The sequence below is a fragment of the Pseudoxanthomonas sp. UTMC 1351 genome, from assembly GCF_040948865.1.
GTDB lineage: Bacteria > Pseudomonadota > Gammaproteobacteria > Xanthomonadales > Xanthomonadaceae > Pseudoxanthomonas_A.
Window position 1 is genome coordinate 49,980 of the sequence record NZ_JAVGJT010000018.1, and the last position, 14,927, is coordinate 64,906.

16 protein-coding genes are annotated in these 14,927 nt (G+C 62.0%); 8 read left to right on the forward strand and 8 right to left on the reverse strand.

Annotated elements, in window-relative coordinates:
* Positions 1-42: 42 nt before the first annotated feature.
* Entirely contained in the window at positions 43-1,662 is a 1,620-nt protein-coding gene (murJ, locus tag AB6O04_RS13210) for a murein biosynthesis integral membrane protein MurJ (RefSeq protein ID WP_368564476.1), read from the reverse strand.
* 113 nt (positions 1,663-1,775) lie between these two features.
* On the opposite strand from murJ, the gene rpsT reads away from it, so the two are divergent.
* Entirely contained in the window at positions 1,776-2,048 is a 273-nt protein-coding gene (gene rpsT / locus AB6O04_RS13215) for a 30S ribosomal protein S20 (RefSeq protein WP_337342199.1), read from the forward strand.
* A 193-nt stretch (positions 2,049-2,241) separates the two neighbouring features.
* Here rpsT and obgE read toward each other — a convergent pair whose 3' ends face one another.
* The 3 genes from obgE to rplU all read right to left on the reverse strand — a co-directional run bounded on the left by obgE (position 2,242) and on the right by rplU (position 4,174).
* The gene (gene obgE / locus AB6O04_RS13220; RefSeq protein ID WP_368564477.1) at positions 2,242-3,309 is read right to left on the reverse strand and encodes a GTPase ObgE; all 1,068 of its coding nucleotides are present in this window, start codon (positions 3,307-3,309) and stop codon (positions 2,242-2,244) included.
* A gap of 271 nt (positions 3,310-3,580) precedes the next feature.
* On the reverse strand, positions 3,581-3,841 hold the full coding sequence (rpmA, locus tag AB6O04_RS13225; RefSeq protein WP_337342201.1) for a 50S ribosomal protein L27: 261 nt from the start codon (positions 3,839-3,841) through the stop codon (positions 3,581-3,583).
* Positions 3,842-3,853: 12 nt separating this feature from the next.
* On the reverse strand, positions 3,854-4,174 hold the full coding sequence (rplU, locus tag AB6O04_RS13230; RefSeq protein WP_337342202.1) for a 50S ribosomal protein L21: 321 nt from the start codon (positions 4,172-4,174) through the stop codon (positions 3,854-3,856).
* Positions 4,175-4,549: 375 nt separating this feature from the next.
* Between rplU and uvrA the strand changes: the two genes are divergently transcribed.
* Positions 4,550-7,489: an excinuclease ABC subunit UvrA gene (uvrA, locus tag AB6O04_RS13235; protein ID WP_368564478.1), complete on the forward strand. Its 2,940-nt coding sequence runs from the start codon at positions 4,550-4,552 to the stop codon at positions 7,487-7,489.
* Positions 7,490-7,509: 20 nt separating this feature from the next.
* Positions 7,510-7,914: an acyl-CoA thioesterase gene (locus tag AB6O04_RS13240; protein ID WP_368564609.1), complete on the forward strand. Its 405-nt coding sequence runs from the start codon at positions 7,510-7,512 to the stop codon at positions 7,912-7,914.
* Positions 7,915-8,081: 167 nt separating this feature from the next.
* Here the strand turns inward: AB6O04_RS13240 and AB6O04_RS13245 are convergent, their stop codons facing one another.
* Entirely contained in the window at positions 8,082-8,543 is a 462-nt protein-coding gene (locus AB6O04_RS13245) for a copper chaperone PCu(A)C (RefSeq protein ID WP_368564480.1), read from the reverse strand.
* Positions 8,544-8,581: 38 nt separating this feature from the next.
* Between AB6O04_RS13245 and AB6O04_RS13250 the strand changes: the two genes are divergently transcribed.
* Both AB6O04_RS13250 and AB6O04_RS13255 read left to right on the forward strand, forming a co-directional pair.
* Complete coding sequence (locus AB6O04_RS13250) at positions 8,582-9,358, forward strand: enoyl-CoA hydratase/isomerase family protein (protein ID WP_368564481.1); 777 nt, start codon at positions 8,582-8,584, stop codon at positions 9,356-9,358.
* A 50-nt stretch (positions 9,359-9,408) separates the two neighbouring features.
* Positions 9,409-9,714 (forward strand): YciI-like protein, encoded by a 306-nt coding sequence (locus tag AB6O04_RS13255; protein WP_368564482.1) that lies wholly within the window; start codon positions 9,409-9,411, stop codon positions 9,712-9,714.
* A gap of 233 nt (positions 9,715-9,947) precedes the next feature.
* Here AB6O04_RS13255 and AB6O04_RS13260 read toward each other — a convergent pair whose 3' ends face one another.
* The 3 genes from AB6O04_RS13260 to AB6O04_RS13270 all read right to left on the reverse strand — a co-directional run bounded on the left by AB6O04_RS13260 (position 9,948) and on the right by AB6O04_RS13270 (position 12,800).
* Entirely contained in the window at positions 9,948-10,799 is an 852-nt protein-coding gene (locus AB6O04_RS13260; protein WP_368564483.1) for a sulfurtransferase, read from the reverse strand.
* A complete protein-coding gene (locus tag AB6O04_RS13265) occupies positions 10,796-11,599 on the reverse strand; it encodes a CoA pyrophosphatase (protein WP_368564485.1) in 804 nt (267 codons plus the stop codon). Before AB6O04_RS13265 ends, AB6O04_RS13260 begins: the two co-directional genes overlap by 4 nt.
* 499 nt (positions 11,600-12,098) lie before the next feature.
* Complete coding sequence (locus AB6O04_RS13270) at positions 12,099-12,800, reverse strand: FKBP-type peptidyl-prolyl cis-trans isomerase N-terminal domain-containing protein (RefSeq protein WP_368564486.1); 702 nt, start codon at positions 12,798-12,800, stop codon at positions 12,099-12,101.
* Positions 12,801-12,960: 160 nt separating this feature from the next.
* On the opposite strand from AB6O04_RS13270, the gene AB6O04_RS13275 reads away from it, so the two are divergent.
* The 3 genes from AB6O04_RS13275 to nth are packed head-to-tail and all read left to right on the forward strand — an operon-like array spanning position 12,961 to position 14,821.
* A complete protein-coding gene (locus AB6O04_RS13275) occupies positions 12,961-13,743 on the forward strand; it encodes an enoyl-CoA hydratase/isomerase family protein (protein ID WP_368564487.1) in 783 nt (260 codons plus the stop codon).
* 53 nt (positions 13,744-13,796) lie between these two features.
* Entirely contained in the window at positions 13,797-14,159 is a 363-nt protein-coding gene (locus AB6O04_RS13280) for a hypothetical protein (protein ID WP_368564488.1), read from the forward strand.
* A complete protein-coding gene (nth, locus tag AB6O04_RS13285) occupies positions 14,156-14,821 on the forward strand; it encodes an endonuclease III (protein ID WP_368564489.1) in 666 nt (221 codons plus the stop codon). Before AB6O04_RS13280 ends, nth begins: the two co-directional genes overlap by 4 nt.
* Positions 14,822-14,927 lie beyond the last annotated feature (106 nt).

Sequence of the window (14,927 nt, forward strand, 5' to 3'; positions counted from 1 at the left end):
GAAATACCCACATCCCATGAAGTATAGCCGGCCCGTCCAGTCTCAATGCCCCTTCAGATCGCGCAAGCGGATGCCTTGCAGCCAGAGTAGCGCCGCGTACAGCGCGCCACCGGAGCCGACCAGCACCGCCAGATGCCAACCGCGCTCCCACCAGGCCCAGTCCGACCAATCCGGCCAGACCAACCGGAAGGCGATCAGCACCACGGCCATGGCCAGGGAGGCGACACCGATCTGACGCAGGAAACGGCCCCAGCCAGGCTGGCGCTGATAGACGCCGGCGCGGCGCAGATACCACGCCAACTGCACCGCATTGGTCCAGCCAGCCACTGCAATCGCCAGCGCCAGCAATGCATGCGCACCGGGGATGTGAGCTAGCGCGTCCAAGTACCGGCCGTCCGCCTTCGCCAGCGCAGCCTGTCCCACCTCAGTCAGCATCAGCAGACCGATGAAGAACAAAACGGTGGCCACCACGTTCACCAACACCGAGACTACGGCCGCCTTCACCGGCGTGCGGGTGTCCTGCCGCGAATAGAACGCCGGTGCCAGCACCTTCACCAGCAGAAAAGCAGGCACCGCAGTGGATTGGGCCATCAGGCTCCAGCTGATCATGCGCGTGTCTTCTGCGGTCAGATTGCCATATTGGAACAGCGTCGCGAAAAGCGGCTCGGCGCTGAGAACCAAGCCCAAACAAGCCGGAATGCCGATGAGCAAACAGAGGCGGAAACCCCAGTCCAGCCCTTTGGAAAAACCTTCCGGATCGGTGACTGCATGGCGGCTGGATAGATGCGGCAGGATCACTGTACCGATGGCTACGCCGAACATGCCCAACGGGAACTCCAACAGGCGGTCGCTGTAGTACAGCCAGGTCATGCTGCCGCCGATCAGGAACGACGCCGCCATGGTGTTGAACAGCAGGTTGAACTGCACCACGGACGAGCCAAATAGCGTTGGCACCATCAGCTTCATGATCTTGCGAACGCCCGCGTGGGCAGCACCCCACTTGGGACGCGGCAGCAATCCCAGCTTGGCAAGGGCTGGCAATTGGAACAACAACTGAAGGATGCCCGCGAAGAACACGCCCCAGGCCAACGCCATGACGGAACCGTCCATCAGCGGGGCCAAGCCTAGAGCAGCGGCGATCATCGCTAGGTTGAGCAGAACTGGCGACAGTGCGGGAATGGCAAAGCGCTGGTAGCTGTTCAGGATGCTGCCGACCAGCGAGGCCAGCGAGATGAACAATGCGTACGGGAAAGTGAGGCGCAGCATCTCGATCAGCAACTGGTGCTTCTCGCCGCCCGCATCGAAGCCCGGCGCTATGACCTGAGTGAGCCAAGGTGCGAAGGCGATAACCAGCGCCGTCATGACCACCAGCGCGGCCGTCAAAGTGCCGGTGACCCGGTCGATCAACTCCCGCACGGCCTCGGGTCCATGCTTCTCCTTGTACTCGGCCAGCACCGGTACAAAAGCCATCGAGAACGACCCTTCGGCCGAAAGCCGCCGCATGAAATTGGGAATCCGGAATGCTGCAATGAATACGTCCATGGCCGGATTTGCCCCGAACACGATGGCGTATATCTGATCGCGGACCAGGCCCGAAACCCGCGAAATGAAAGTCATCGCGCTAAAAATGGCCGAGGACCGCAGCAGGCGGTGGCCGCTCATCAGGCGCTCTCCGCGGCCGAACGGCCCGGGTTGACCCAAACCCCTGAATAGTCCATACTTTTCTGTCTAATTTCCCGCAATTTCATCTCTACCCCAGCTTTCAGGAACCCACCGTGGCCAATATCAAGTCCGCCAAGAAGCGCGCCAAGCAGACCGTCGTGCGCAATGCGCGCAACGCAGGTCAGCGTTCGATGCTGCGCACCGCCGTCAAGAAAGTGCTCAAGGCCCTTGACTCCAACGACGCCGCCGGCGCCCAAGCCGCTTTCGCTGTCGCCCAGCCGATTCTGGACCGTTTCAGCTCGCGCGGCCTGATCCACAAGAACAAGGCTGCTCGCCATAAGAGCCGCCTGACCGCCCGCATCAAGGCCCTTCAGGTCGCTGCCTGATACGGCATTGACGGGAAAACAAAAAAGCCCGGCTTCGGCCGGGTTTTTTGTTGTCTCGAGAGAAGGGCCGCAACGTAGAGCGGAGCTTGTTGCATCCCCTCGCGGGGCTCCGCTGCCTTTCATTCTCCGTTCGGCAAGACCCTCAAAGCAGCGGAGCAAGCTCCGCTCTACATAGGGGTGACAGGCCGCTGCCTCAACCATCGTTTTGCGCGGCCTCTTGCGCTTCTTCGCGCTGACGGTCGAAGAATGCCATCACGTCCTGCATGATCGGCCAGGTACCTTCACGCGAGATCGCCGAGACCAAGTACCAGGGGCCACTCCAGCCTAGCTCGTCAATGATTTCGCGAGCACGCGTCTGCGCCTCATCCTCGAACATCAGATCGGCTTTATTGAGCACCAGCCAACGCGGTTTCTGCAGCAGTTCCGGGTCATGCCGCTCCAGCTCGCGCTCGATGGCGCGCACCTGCTCCGCGGGCGAAGCCACCACGCCGCTGTCAGCAAACTCTTCTGAAACCGGCGCCATGTCCACCAGATGCAGCAACAACCGGGTGCGCTGAAGGTGTCGCAAGAACTGCGCACCCAGGCCAGCTCCATCCGCGGCACCCTCGATCAGACCAGGGATGTCGGCGATCACGAAGCTGCGATGCGCTTCCACACTGACGACGCCCAGGTTCGGGTACAGCGTAGTGAAGGGGTAGTCCGCCACTTTCGGCGTGGCCGCGGACACCGCGCGGATGAACGTGCTCTTGCCGGCATTGGGAAAGCCCAAAAGGCCCACGTCGGCCAACAATTTCAGTTCGAACTTCAGCAAGCGTTGCTCGCCCTCTTCACCCGGCGTGGCCTTGCGCGGCGCGCGCGTGATCGAGCTCTTGAAGTGCATGTTGCCCAGGCCGCCCTTGCCGCCCTTGGCCACCAGCAGGCGATCGCCCTGCCGGGTCAGATCGCCGATCACTTCGTCGGTTTCGACGTTGATGATGACGGTACCCACCGGCACCGTAATGGTCAGATCGTCCCCCGCCTTGCCGTACATCTGCCGGCCCATGCCGTTCTCGCCACGCTGGGCGCGGAACTGTTTCTGGTGGCGGAAATCAACCAGCGTATTGAGGTTTTCGTCGGCGACCACCCAGACATTGCCGCCGTTGCCGCCATCACCGCCATCCGGCCCACCCAGAGGAATGAACTTCTCCCGCCGGAAGCCAATGCAACCATTGCCGCCATTGCCGGCGATGACTTGGATTTCTGCTTCGTCTACTAGTTTCATGGGGGACCGGAAATGAGCGGGGAACGGGGAACGGGGAACGGGGAACGGGGAACGGGGAATGAAATAGTGCGTCGAAGGAAGAGTCTAGCGGCCTGCGGTGGAATGGCGGCATACACCGCGTCGCATCTGACTATAGAAAGCATGTGGAAGGGTCAGAGGTAGTGATCTCTCATTCCCAGTTCCCCGTTCCCCGTTCCCGCCTTTTCACGGCTTCCCAACGAAAAACCCCGCCGAAGCGGGGCTTTCCAATGTGCAGCGGGAACCGGAAGGCTTACGCCTCGGTCACCACGCTGACGGTGCGGCGCTTCTTCAGACCCTTGGTCGAAAACTCGACCTTGCCATCGACCAGCGCGAACAGCGTGTGGTCGCGGCCCAGGCCGACGCCCGGACCCGGATGGAACTGGGTGCCGCGCTGGCGCACGATGATGTTGCCGGCGTCGATGGCCTGACCGCCATAAACCTTGACGCCCAGCATCTTCGGGTTGGAGTCGCGGCCGTTGCGCGATGAGCCTACGCCCTTTTTATGTGCCATGACTGCTTCTCCTTACTTGCTATCGCCACCGGCAATGCCGGTGATCTCGATTTCGGTGTAGTACTGCCGATGCCCCTGCTGCTTCTTGTGGTGCTTACGGCGACGGAACTTGATGATGCGAACCTTGTCGGCACGGCCCTGCGACTTGACGGTAGCGGTGACGGTGGCGCCCTTCAGCGCATCGCCCAGCTTCACGCCTTCGCCATCGCCCAACATCAGGATGTTGTCGAAGGTGATCTCGTTGCCAGCCTCGACGTCGAGCTTCTCGACGCGCAAGGTTTCGCCCTTCATCACGCGGTATTGCTTACCGCCGGTGACTAGAACTGCGTACATTGGGTGTTTCCTCTTCTGTAGTTATTTTATGCCCTGGCCGCCATCGAGGGCAGACAGGAGCGGAATTGTAGAGCTTTCAGGGGGTTAGGGTCAACACGCCCGTGGATCGGGAATGCCGAGGCTCCGTTCAGCCTTTGACCGAAGGCCGGGCTCGGGATCGCGGAGCGGGAGAGGAGCCGCGCCCAGGCCAAAAACGCGGCGGTCGCCTGGCCTGCCGCCCCAACGTTCACGCCCCGCCGGGAGGGCGCCTGCGCCCCGCTGATCTTTCCTAGCCGGCGCTGACCGCGGCGGTCCACACTTGCTGGTAAATCCGGTATTTGCCCCCAGATCGGGAGACCGCTACGCTTCCTTGTTCGCTTTCCGGACCCCCACCCGATGGCTATGGATTTCATCCGCATTCGCGGCGCTCGTACGCACAACCTGAAGAACATCGATCTCGACCTGCCGCGCGACAAGCTGATCGTGATCACCGGTCTGTCCGGATCCGGCAAATCGTCCCTGGCGTTCGACACCATCTATGCCGAAGGCCAGCGCCGTTATGTCGAATCGCTGTCGGCTTACGCGCGGCAATTCTTGTCGGTGATGGAAAAGCCCGATGTCGACCACATCGAAGGCCTATCGCCGGCGATTTCGATCGAACAGAAATCGACCTCGCACAACCCGCGTTCCACCGTCGGCACCATCACGGAAATTTACGACTACCTGCGCCTGCTGTACGCGCGGGTCGGTTTGCCGCGCTGCCCCGACCATAGTTATCCGCTGGAAGCGCAAACCGTCAGTCAGATGGTCGACCAAGTGCTGGCACTGGGCGCTTCCGATGAAAGCCGCGAACAGCGCTACATGCTGCTGGCGCCGGTGATCCGCGAACGCAAGGGCGAACACGCACAAGTGTTCGATCAGCTGCGCGCGCAGGGATTCGTGCGCGTGCGGGTGGACGGTGAGCTATACGAGATCGATGCCGTTCCGCCGCTGGCGTTGCGTCAGAAGCACACCATCGAAGCGGTGATCGACCGCTTCAAACCGCGCGAAGACATCAAGCAGCGCCTGGCCGAAAGTTTCGAGACCGCGCTGAAACTGGGTGATGGCATGGCGTCGGTGCAATCGCTCGATGACGCCACCGTCGCGCCGCTGCTGTTCTCGTCCAAATACAGCTGCCCGGTTTGCGATTATTCGCTGCCGGAACTGGAACCCCGCTTGTTTTCGTTCAACTCGCCGGTCGGCGCCTGCCCCACCTGCGATGGCTTGGGCGTGGCGCAGTTCTTCGATCCCGGCCGCGTGGTCGTGCATCCGGAACTGTCGTTGTCCGCGGGCGCGGTGCGCGGATGGGACCGGCGCAACGCCTACTACTTTCAGCTGATCGCTTCACTGGCCAAGCACTACCGCTTCGATGTGGATGCCCCGTGGCAGTCTTTGCCGGAGAACGTCCAGCAGGCGGTGTTGTACGGCAGCGGCAGCGAGATCCTCACTTTCACCTATCTCACCGAATCCGGTGGCCGCACACAGCGCAAGCACAAGTTCGAAGGCATCGTGCCGAACCTGGAGCGGCGCTATCGCGAAACCGAGTCGTCGGCGGTGCGCGAGGAACTGGCGAAGTACATCAGTGAGCAACCCTGCCCAACCTGCGGCGGCGCCCGTCTCAACAAGGCCGCACGCAACGTCTTCGTCTCCGAGCGCCCGCTGCCTGACTTGGTCGTGCTGCCGGTGGACGAAGCACTGAAATTCTTCCGGGAGCTGTCGTTGCCGGGCTGGCGCGGCGAGATCGCGGCCAAGATCGTCAAGGAAATCGCCGAACGCCTGGGCTTCCTGGTCGATGTCGGCCTGGATTACCTGACACTGGAACGCAAGGCCGACACGTTGTCGGGCGGTGAAGCCCAGCGCATCCGCCTGGCGTCGCAAATCGGTGCCGGATTGGTCGGCGTGATGTACGTGCTGGACGAGCCCAGCATCGGCCTGCATCAGCGCGACAACGAACGTCTGTTGGGTACGCTGACGCGTCTGCGCGATCTGGGCAACACGGTGATCGTGGTGGAACACGATGAAGATGCGATCCGCGCGGCCGACTACATCCTGGACATCGGTCCGGGTGCCGGGGTGCACGGCGGCGAAATCGTGGGCGAAGGCCAGTTGGACGACATCCTGAAAGCGCCGCGCTCGTTAACCGGCCAATACCTGTCCGGCAAACGCCAGATCGAGGTTCCGAAGGTACGGCACAAGCCGAATCCGAAGATGTCGCTGCATCTGCGTGGCGCCAGCGGCAACAATCTGAAAGATGTCGACCTAGAGATTTCATCCGGCCTGTTCACCTGCATCACCGGCGTGTCCGGCTCTGGCAAGTCGACGCTGATCAACGACACGCTGTATGCGCTGGCCGCCAACGAGATCAACGGCTCTTCGCACAAGCCAGCGCCGTACCGCGAAGTGAAGGGATTGGACCTGTTCGACAAGGTAGTCGATATCGATCAGTCGCCGATCGGCCGCACTCCGCGCTCCAATCCAGCGACCTATACGGGGCTGTTCACCCCGTTGCGCGAACTGTTTGCGCAGGTGCCGGAATCGCGTGCGCGTGGCTACTCGCCGGGCCGCTTCAGCTTCAACGTGCGTGGCGGCCGCTGCGAGGCCTGCCAGGGCGACGGCCTGATCAAGGTGGAGATGCACTTCCTGCCGGACGTGTACGTGCCTTGCGATGTGTGCCACGGTAAGCGCTACAACCGCGAGACGCTTGAGATTCTGTACAAGGGTTTCAACATCAACGATGTGCTGGAAATGACCGTCGAGGATGCGCTGAAGTTGTTCGAGCCGGTGCCCAGCATTGCCCGCAAGCTGGAAACGCTGATGGACGTTGGCCTGAGCTACATCAAGCTGGGCCAGAGCGCGACCACGCTGTCCGGCGGCGAAGCGCAGCGCGTCAAACTATCGAAAGAATTGTCCCGCCGCGACACCGGCCGCACGCTCTATATCCTGGACGAGCCCACCACCGGCCTGCACTTCCACGACATCGAGCACCTGCTCGCCGTGCTGCACAAGTTGCGCGACGACGGCAATACCATCGTGGTGATCGAACACAATCTGGACGTCATCAAGACCGCCGACTGGGTGGTGGATCTGGGGCCGGAAGGCGGCCACCGCGGCGGCCGGATACTGGCCACGGGCACGCCCGAAGACATCGCGGCGCATCCCGATTCGCATACCGGTCAATTCCTCGCCAAGCTGCTGCCGGCATCTAAAGTAGCCAAGGCCAGCAAACCGGCGGCCATCGCCAAACCCGACGTGCTTCCGCCCAGGAAGTCCGCCACCAAGAAGAAGGCCGCACGATGAGTCCCGCTACTGACGCTACGATCCCGTCACGCAAGCTCCTGGCGCGCATTCCGATCAGCGTGCGCTGGCGCGACATGGACAGCATGGGCCACGTCAACAACGCCAAGTTCATTTCCTACCTGGAAGAAGCACGCGTGCGCTGGATGTTGACCGTGCCCGGCGTGTCGATGACCGATCGGATTGCGCCGGTGGTGGCCGCCAACAACATCAACTACAAGCGTCCGCTGACCTGGCCGAACGACGTCGCCGTTGAGCTCTACGTGGATCGCCTGGGCACCACCAGCGTGACCATCGGCCACCGCATCGTATCGGCGAGCGACGAAACCGTGCTGTATTCGGATGGCAATGTGGTGGTGGTGTGGATGGACACCCAGACCGGCCACAGCGCGCGGTTGCCGGAAGCGATTCGCGCCGCTTCCGTTTGAAGAGGTATCAATGACACGCAGGAGCGACGTAGTCGCGATCGGAAACCTAAACCTTTAGACACGGATCAACGCAGATAAACACGAATAAGAAAAATGTTTTTATCCGTGTTTATCTGCGTTGATCCGCGTCCAAGGGTTTGATCGCTTTTTACGACCGTGCGTGAGTTTCAGGGTTTGGGCTTGCGGACCGTAAACGTGACCGGAATCGATCGCCCGTCCTGCAACTTCAAAGCGATCACCGCTTCGTCGCCTTCCTTCAGCGCCTCGTACGGGCGATAGAGCATCAGGTGCATGCCGCCGGGTTTCAACTCGACCGCTTTGCCTGGCTCGATGCGCAGCTGCTCTACTTCGCGCATCTTGTTGACGCCATCGACTTCGCGCGTTTCGTGGACGGTCACCTCGCCGAAGGAAAGGCTTTCCGCCGAAACGATCACTGCCGCTTGGGCGCATGGGTTTTCGATCCGCACGAAGCCGGCCATCATCGGCATCGCCATCGGCGGTAGCCGTATCCAGCCCTGCCCGGCCTTGGGCAGGCAGTCGGCGGCATGGGCTGATGCGGAAATGCTCAGCGACAAAGGGGCCAGCAACAGCGTGGCGGCGAGAAGGTGACGGGCGGGATGGCGGCTCATGGCCCTATGATATCCGTCCCCGAATACGGAGAAGGTAAATGACCGACCTTATCGAGATCGTCGCCCATGGCGACATCCGGGAAATCAGACTGGCCCGGCCACCGGTCAACGCGCTCAATACCGAGCTGTGCCGCGCGCTGATCGCGGCTTTGAATTCGGCGATGGGCGAAGGCGTGCTCGGTATCGTGCTCTCGGGTAACGAGAAGATCTTTTCCGCGGGCATGGATGTGCCGTACCTCATGTCGGTGGGTGAGGATCGTCATGCGCTGATGGACAGCTGGCAAGCCTTCTTCGGCGCCGCCCGCACCTTGGCGGAATCACGAATTCCGGTGGTTGCTGCCATGGCCGGTCATGCGCCGGCCGGCGGTTGCGTGCTGGCGCTGTGCTGCGACTACCGGATCATGGCGCGCAGCGTCGACCCGGCGCGTCCGTTCGCCATCGGGCTCAATGAAACCCAAGTGGGCTTGGTGGTTCCTGAAGGCATCCAGCGCCTGCTGCGCCGTGTGGTGGGCACCTATCGCGCCGAGCGTTTGTTGGTGGCTGGCGAAATGGTACCGGCTGAGCGCGCCTTGGAAATCGGGCTGGTGGATGAACTGGTGGACCAACCCGACGTTGCTACCCGCGCCGTAACTTGGCTGCAGGATCTGATCCGTCTGCCCCACCACCCCATGCTGCAGACGCGCGCCATCGCGCGCCGGGATCTGGTGGAAGCGATGAGCCCCGACCTCATCCAACTGGATCGCTTCATCGATGCGTGGCACGCACCGGATACGCAGGCGGCGTTGCAGGCACTAGTGGCCAAACTCAAGAAATAGCGGCGGGTGTCAGCGATTGCCTGTCACGAGTAACGGCGGAGAACATCAGAATGCACTACGTCATGATTTACGACTGCTCACCCGATTATCCAACCCGGCGTGCTGAGTTTCGTGCGGAGCACCTGAAGCTCGCATGGGAGGCGCATGCACGCGGCGAACTGATCCTGGCTGGCGCCATGGACGACCCGCTGGATGGCGCGTTGCTGCTTTTCCAATGCGATTCGCCGGCGATCCCCGAGGCTTTCGCAAAAGCGGATCCTTACGTCAAGAATGGACTGGTCACGCAATGGCGCATCCGGACCTGGCATACCGTGGTGGGCACGGATGCCACTCAGCCGATCCGGCCGGGAGCTTAAGGCGGAACAGACGTCCTTGTAGGAGCGGCCTCCGGCCGCGAGCTCTTCCTGTCAGATTGCGATAGAAGCAAAGAGCTCGCGCCGAGACGGCGCTCCTACAAAAGCATGGATGTTCCAATGAAGGTGGTTGCAGCCGTTCGACTTCGTCCCGCTGTAGGAGCGACGTGAGTCGCGATGAAGCGTTCTTGGGAAAGCTTTATCGCGACTCACGTCGCTCCTACACGTCAAGTTTGCTAGTCGCCTTGTGCGATCGGACGCGACGGATCGCTGATCCAGCCGCTCCATGAGCCGGCGTAGATCTTCGCGCCGTGCAGTCCCGCATGTTCGAACGCGAGCAGCAGATGACAAGCGGTGACGCCTGATCCACACATCAGCACCGTATCGGAAGGATCGCGGCCAGCCAGCATCGGGACCAACTCTTCCCGCACTTTTTCCGAAGATTTGAACCGGCGGCTCCGGAGGTTTTCGGCGTACGGACGATTGATCGCGCCTGGTATGTGGCCTGCCACCGGATCAATAGGTTCGACATCACCGCGGAATCGTTCCGCGGCGCGCGCATCGAACAGCCAGCCGCTGTCTTCGTCCAACCGCTCGCGGACTTCGTCGGCCGTCGCGACGCGATGCCAGTTGAACCGTGCCGGGTAGCTCGGCACCGGATCGATGTCGGGAACGGCGCTGGTCTCCGGCAACCCTTGTTCACGCCACGCCGCCAGCCCGCCATCCAGTACCGCAACACGCGAATGCCCCAACAGCCTCAGCATCCACCAGAAACGTGCGGCAGCCATGCTGCCGTCGCCAGCGTCGTAGACCACCACCTGGTGTTCAGGACCGATGCCCCTCTCGCCGAGTCTGCTGGCGAACGCGATGTCATCCGGCAAAGGGTGGCGGCCTGCGCCCTGCCTCCCCAGATCGGAAAGATCATTGTTGAGGTCTGCGTATACCGCACCCGGAAGATGCGATTGTGCGTAGCCCTCCCGCCCCGCGTCGGGATCGGTCAGCACGAAACGCGCATCGACGATTCGCAGCTCATCGTCGCTCAAAGCCGCTAAAAAATCGGTGGTGGTTACCAAGGTCGTCCAATTCATAACGAGCTCTCCAGACGTTGCCTCAGGTTGAACAGAATGGCCGCCGTCGCTCCCCATATGCGCTGACCCGGCCAATCGTATTCCAGCACCACACGTCGGCGGCCGCGGTACTCCATGTCCACTTGGCGCAGATTGTCGGGTGACATCAGGTACTGCAGCGCTACTTCGAACACATCCGCGACCTCACCCGGCTGCGGCTTGGCGACGTATGTCGGATCGATAGCAGCCACGACCGGAGTAACACGGAAACCGCTGATAGTCGTAAAAGGATCCAGAAAACCCAATGGTGCGGCCTGCGTCGGCGCCAGGGCGATTTCCTCATGGCTTTCGCGCAGCGCAGCCGCCACCACGTCAGCGTCGCTGGGCTCCACGCGCCCACCGGGAAAGCTCACCTGTCCCGCATGGTGGCGCAGGCTGTCGGTGCGTCGGGTCAGCAGCACATGCGTACCTGTCGGGCGCGGGACCAGACCCACCAGCACCGCCGCCTCAGCCGGGTCGCCCGGCGGCAGCAGATCGGCCAACTCTTTATGGTTCCAGCCAAGGCCCATCGGCGTGGCGTTGAGCGGGTACAGCGCTTTTCGCAAGGCGGAAGCCTCGGAAAGCTCCATCACAAACGGCGCCCGCGCGAATTCGCGGGCCGGCAGAACCGTTTCCATCAAACGCAGGCGTTCGTCATCATTCATTTGCGACCAGCGTGCAATCTCTGAAGTCGTGCGCAAACAACCTTCGCACAACCCGTCGTTTCCCAGCGTACAGACGCCAGTGCACGGGCTGAGCACAGCGCGGAAGGCACTATTCATGGACTCTTACACCTGCGGGGGGCACGCGCAACGCCATGGATACGGTCTCCCCTAAAGCATTGCGCCGGCACTAGGCCGGCGCAATGGTTGAAGCTGCTGAAAGCCATTGGATGACCCGCCATCCGGCGGTTAAAAAGCGCTTCCCGCCTTCGCGGGGGTGACGCACAACGGCTAAAGGCTCTAGATCCCCGCCTGCGCGGGGATGACGCTACGGCAAAGGCTCTTGATCCCCGCCTGCGCGGGGATGACGCTACGGCAAAGGCTCTTGATCCCCGCCTGCGCGGGGATGACGCTACGGCAAAGGCTCTTGATCCCCGCCTGCGCGGGGATGACGCTACGGCAAAGGCTCTTGATCCCCGCCTGCGCGGGGATGACGCAACGGCAAAGGCTCTTGATCCCCGCCTGCGCGGGGATGACGCAACGGCAAAGGCTCTTGATCCCCGCCTGCGCGGGGATGACGCAACGGCAAAGGCGGGCGCTTTGCGCCCGCGCCGTTGCGTCACTTGACGCTGATCAGCTTGATTTCAAACACCACCGCCAGGTTGGGCGGGAAACCGGTCCGCGGGTCGGCACCGTATGCCTTATCCGGCGGCAGGGCGATTTCCCACTTGGAACCGGCTGGCATCTGCAGCAAGGTTTCGCGCATGGCCGCCATTTCGACCGCGCTGACCTTCAGGTCCTTCATCTGCTGGGCAGGACGCGCTTCGGCCGGACGCTGGCCGAAGGGGAACGGACCGGCAACTTCCAGCTCGACCGTGCTGGCCTGGGTCGGTTTGGCGCCATTGCCGGCCTCGATCACGCGGTACTGCACGCCGCTGGGCAGCGTCTGCACGCCGGCCTTGGCCTTGTTCTGAGCCAGGAACTGATCGCTCTTGGTTTTGTTCTCGGCGGCGACCTTGTCGTAATCGGCCTTGGCCTTCTGGGCGCGAGCCTGCTCACGCTTCTGGAAAGCTTCCAGCGCCGGACGCAACTGGTCGGCTGTCAGCGCAGGCTGCTTTTTGCCATACGCATCCTGCAAACCCTTGATCACCGTGTTGATGTCGAGTTGCTCGCCTCGGCCAGTCAGTTCGGCGAGGTTATTGCCATAGTCGTAGCCGAAGTAATAACTCAGCTTGCCTTTCTCGGACGTGGTGTCCTGAGCCAAGGCGCTGCCGGCCATGGCGAATGCCGCAACAGCGACCACTAACGAACGCAACTTCATCAAACGATTCTCCGGGTGGTGGCGGACATACCGCCTGGAATGACGCGCTAGGATAGCCGTCGAAGCGCTTAACCGCTACTGCACGACCGGTTCTTGCGACCGCGGGCTGTGTGGAAGAGTTCCCTTTTACTTAATATTTACAAGTCCCCGAGATTCCCTCATGTCCGATACCCCTGTCGCCATTTCCGATCAAGGCGCCGTTCGCCGCATTACCGTCAACCGCCCCGAGAAGCTGAACGCATTGAACGCCGCCACCCTGGACGCCTTGTCGCAGGCGTTCGAACAGGCCGCAGACGACGTAGCGGTGCGGGTGGTGGTATTGACGGGTGCCGGTCAGAAAGCTTTCGTTGCCGGTGCGGACATTGCCGAAATGGCGGATCTTCGGCCTACCGAAGGCCGTGACTTTTCGCTGCGCGGCCAGCGCCTGATGCGCCGTATCGAAACCTTGCCCAAACCCGTGGTCGGCATGATCAACGGATTCGCGCTGGGCGGCGGGCTGGAGCTGGCCATGGCCTGCCACCTGCGGATCGCAGCCGACAGCGCCAAGATCGGCCAACCCGAAATCAACCTGGGCCTGATACCTGGTTTTGGGGGCAGCCAGCGGCTACTGCGGCTGGCGGGCCGTGCCGCGGCATTGGAACTGTGCCTGCTCGGTGTGCCGATCACGGCCGAACGGGCACTGCAGCTAGGCATCGTCAATAGAGTGGTAGCAGCCGCGGAGCTCGAAGCAGAAACCCAGAGAGTGACCGACCAACTAGCCAGTGCCGCGCCGTTGGCGCTACGCGGGACGTTGGACATCATCAATGTGGGAGGCGAATGCGGCATCGAAGAGGGACTGCAGTATGAGTCGGCTCAATTCGGGCTCATGTTCGCCACCGACGACATGCGCGAAGGCACTCGCGCCTTCCTGGAACGTCGTAAACCCGAATTCGCTGGACGTTGAATTGAACCGCAATACCGAGAACTACCGCGACTGGGGTGCCTATGCATATTCATATGCATAGTTGCCAGTCCGGTCCGTCGCCACAGGCTTTGCTGCGCTTGTTGCAAAGCGACGACGTGGATGCCGCTATCGAAGCGGGCCTGATGCGCTTCCGTCCTTGCGCGGCTTGCGAACGGGACGTGGCGGGTTATATGTCGTTGTGCGCACCGATCATGGAAGCGCAGCAGCGCCTGAGCCGCGCGTGGGCGGCGCGTGATCGTTACCGTGCGCGGCAAGCACGGCTGGCACGCGTTGCTGCGGAGCGAGACGCGCGGCGCGCGTCAGCGCCAGCAGAAAAAGAAAAGTCCGCGCTGCCACCCAGCGCCGCGGCCATCCTGGCACGCGCCAAAGCCAAGGCGGCGGAACGCAACCGATGACGGTAAAGACCAGGCGCAGCAAGACGCTGACAAGGGAAGAAATTCGCGAGCTGTTCTCGCGCCTTTCCGAACTCAATCCCAAGCCAACGACGGAACTGACGTACTCCACACCCTTCGAATTGCTGGTGGCGGTGATCTTGTCGGCGCAAGCGACCGATGTAGGCGTCAACAAGGCGACCCGCCGACTGTTTCCGGTCGCCAACACACCGGAAAAGATACTTGCTCTCGGCGAAGAGGAATTGAAGCGCTACATCTCGACCATAGGCTTGTTCAACGCGAAGGCCAAGAACGTGATCGCTGCCTGCCGCATGCTCGTCGAACAGCATGGCGGTGAAGTCCCCCGCTCGCGCGAGGCCCTGGAAGCCCTGCCCGGCGTCGGACGCAAGACCGCGAACGTTGTGCTGAACACCGCGTTCGGCGAACCGACCATCGCGGTGGACACGCATATCTTCCGTGTATCCAACCGCACCGGCCTGGCGCCGGGCAAGGACGTTCGCGCGGTGGAAGATAAATTACTGAAGGTGGTGCCGGACGAGTTCAAACAGGATGCGCATCATTGGCTGATCCTGCACGGCCGCTATGTCTGCAAAGCGCGCAAGCCGGACTGCCCGCAGTGCGTGATTCGCGATATCTGTCGGTTTCCCGACAAGACAATTGCCTGACGCAGCATCCACTGTCTGCCGCCGCCGACAAGAGCCAGGGTCAAGGTCTTTCGAAGCTGAAATGAAAATGCCCCGGCCAACCACGCCGGGGCATTCGATTCTCAGC

Excerpts from the sequence above, each read along its gene's own strand:
- nth (WP_368564489.1), top strand. The coding sequence starts at position 14,156 with ATGACGGTAAAGACCAGGCGCAGCAAGACGCTGACAAGGGAAGAAATT.
- obgE (WP_368564477.1), bottom strand. The coding sequence starts at position 3,309 with ATGAAACTAGTAGACGAAGCAGAAATCCAAGTCATCGCCGGCAATGGC.
- AB6O04_RS13260 (WP_368564483.1), bottom strand. The coding sequence starts at position 10,799 with ATGAATTGGACGACCTTGGTAACCACCACCGATTTTTTAGCGGCTTTG.
- AB6O04_RS13265 (WP_368564485.1), bottom strand. The coding sequence starts at position 11,599 with ATGAATAGTGCCTTCCGCGCTGTGCTCAGCCCGTGCACTGGCGTCTGT.
- uvrA (WP_368564478.1), top strand. The coding sequence starts at position 4,550 with ATGGCTATGGATTTCATCCGCATTCGCGGCGCTCGTACGCACAACCTG.
- AB6O04_RS13275 (WP_368564487.1), top strand. The coding sequence starts at position 12,961 with ATGTCCGATACCCCTGTCGCCATTTCCGATCAAGGCGCCGTTCGCCGC.
- murJ (WP_368564476.1), bottom strand. The coding sequence starts at position 1,662 with ATGAGCGGCCACCGCCTGCTGCGGTCCTCGGCCATTTTTAGCGCGATG.
- AB6O04_RS13270 (WP_368564486.1), bottom strand. The coding sequence starts at position 12,800 with ATGAAGTTGCGTTCGTTAGTGGTCGCTGTTGCGGCATTCGCCATGGCC.
- rpmA (WP_337342201.1), bottom strand. The coding sequence starts at position 3,841 with ATGGCACATAAAAAGGGCGTAGGCTCATCGCGCAACGGCCGCGACTCC.
- AB6O04_RS13280 (WP_368564488.1), top strand. The coding sequence starts at position 13,797 with ATGCATAGTTGCCAGTCCGGTCCGTCGCCACAGGCTTTGCTGCGCTTG.
- AB6O04_RS13245 (WP_368564480.1), bottom strand. The coding sequence starts at position 8,543 with ATGAGCCGCCATCCCGCCCGTCACCTTCTCGCCGCCACGCTGTTGCTG.
- AB6O04_RS13255 (WP_368564482.1), top strand. The coding sequence starts at position 9,409 with ATGCACTACGTCATGATTTACGACTGCTCACCCGATTATCCAACCCGG.
- rplU (WP_337342202.1), bottom strand. The coding sequence starts at position 4,174 with ATGTACGCAGTTCTAGTCACCGGCGGTAAGCAATACCGCGTGATGAAG.
- AB6O04_RS13250 (WP_368564481.1), top strand. The coding sequence starts at position 8,582 with ATGACCGACCTTATCGAGATCGTCGCCCATGGCGACATCCGGGAAATC.